Consider the following 1,820-nt stretch of genomic DNA (forward strand, 5'->3'; position numbering starts at 1 on the left):
GTCGATATTTTGATCTGGTTGGGAAATATCATTTTGGTGATGCTAGGATTGATAGTATCTTGATAGGTGATGATAAATTTGAGATTGTTTTATGGATGGATCTATTGATTGGTGGAGACGGTGGGGCGGTAGTGAAAATTATTTATAGTGACTTGATTGGGGTGGATATTTTTGGGGTTAGTGATTCTAAGAATACCCTTAGAGGTTTTGGTGTAACAGGTTAGGTAGTTGCTGGGACAATAGGGTTCCCACGAAAGACCGAAAGTAGACCTTCACGAGGAGAAATGCCCTGTTTGCGAAGGGTGGACAGATAGCCACGGAGGCGACAAAAAGAGTCCAAACCAGAGGCAGAGCGCCAACAGCCGAAGACTTTGGAGAACAGTTTCACAGGACGGATGTCCCGCTCAGAACCATTATTATCAAAGCACGCAAGCGCATCCCAACCAAAGCGAACCACATAAGGGGCGTAAAACCAAAGACGGTCGAGCCAACGAATACGAGAGCGAAACTCTTTGCTACAAGCGGAAAGTTTGACACCGTCAGCCGGAGGGGAAAAACCAAGAGCTGTATAGCCGCCCTTCACCACAGCACGAAGATCTGTCACTAATTTCTCCGCGCAACAAAATATCCCGCCATCTCTCTGCTTTTTTACCGCAAGAAGCCAAGAAATTATAGGCTCACTCCAGACTCCCGCAGGATCAAAGTGCTTTTTGAGAGAGGCTCCCTCCCGAACCAGGTGTGCATTGCAAAGGCTATGCTCACATTGTTTGAAACTAAAGTAAGCCTCCCAGGCATCATGATGAGCCACACCACGAAAATCGGGCAAAATACCAATTTTTTCAATCGTCGCTTTTCCACGACCACCCGGAGCGGCACAATGGGTTAATTTGTCGGTTCGAGCCACATGAATCCAAGCGTTCTTGCCACAGGATCGAACCATCGTTTCATCAAACCCAGCTGCCGTTGCGTGGATAATGCCTGCCTTGATTTGCTCTTCGATGGGTTCTAAAGTGGTCGCAGCCCGATAAATCCAGTTCTGAACTGTACCTTCGCTGGGGGCATGTCCAAACCAATCGGTGAAGAAGGAGACGATCCTTTCTAGCGAGATGGCTTGATCCACTTTCAGCAGAGTGCAGGTTGTCTGGGTATGGGGACCGTATTGAACAGGGGCAGTCACCTCGGCGGGGAAATCTGCCTTGACAGGGCTTTGGCATCCAGGACAGCAAACTTCAACGACTTGGTGTTCCGTGGTGAAGAATCGGATAACTTCAGGCAAATCCATCACCTGACGAGTCTCTACGACCTCACCCTGTACGTCTTTAAGATTGAACCCGCAGTTTGGACACTTCGTTGCTTTATGTTGCTCTACTTCATCAGGTGTTTCATTTTTTTCGAGAGTATGCCCCTTATGGCCTTCTTGGCCTCCCTCTTTGTTTTTGCCTTTGGGTCGCTGGCTCATAGGTTTAATAAATCCTTGAGCGGCTGAGGGAGTATGCGGTTTGGGAGCTATTTTCTCTTCAAGAGCTAGGACTCGCTGGGCGAACTCTGCCAGGATTCTCCAGAGCGCCTCTGGGTCTTCTTGTCTAAGTCTGTCAAACTCTTCTCTGGTGAGCATTTTCGGATGGGAGTATACATCAGGTAAGCGTCTCAGGCAAGACCTAACCTGTTACATAAATCCTATTTAATATCATCACTGAGAGCTTTTAGTAAGTCCGCCAAACGATCATCGGTAAAATCGGATTCGACAAAAGTACTACTTTGGGCACCGACAATAGGCATCAGGCTTTGTAAAGTATTGGTTCGTTGTATCGCCCATTGAC

General features: G+C 47.6%; 2 protein-coding genes. One reads left to right on the plus strand and one right to left on the minus strand.

Annotation, left to right across the window (positions count from 1 at the left end):
• The coding region (locus tag RMO15_RS31760) for a hypothetical protein (protein WP_309722856.1) at positions 1 to 224 on the plus strand (224 nt) is incomplete at its 5' end.
• Here RMO15_RS31760 and RMO15_RS31765 read toward each other — a convergent pair.
• Complete coding sequence (locus tag RMO15_RS31765; protein WP_309695083.1) at positions 221 to 1,615, minus strand: IS66 family transposase; 1,395 nt, start codon at positions 1,613 to 1,615, stop codon at positions 221 to 223. The two genes, RMO15_RS31760 and RMO15_RS31765, sit on opposite strands and share 4 nt — an antisense overlap.
• Positions 1,616 to 1,820 lie beyond the last annotated feature (205 nt).

The organism is Armatimonas sp. (genome assembly GCF_031410135.1).
GTDB lineage: Bacteria > Armatimonadota > Armatimonadia > Armatimonadales > Armatimonadaceae > Armatimonas.

Bases quoted from the DNA above. Each gene is read 5' to 3' on its own strand.
- RMO15_RS31765 (WP_309695083.1), bottom strand. From the start codon at position 1,615: ATGCTCACCAGAGAAGAGTTTGACAGACTTAGACAAGAAGACCCAGAG.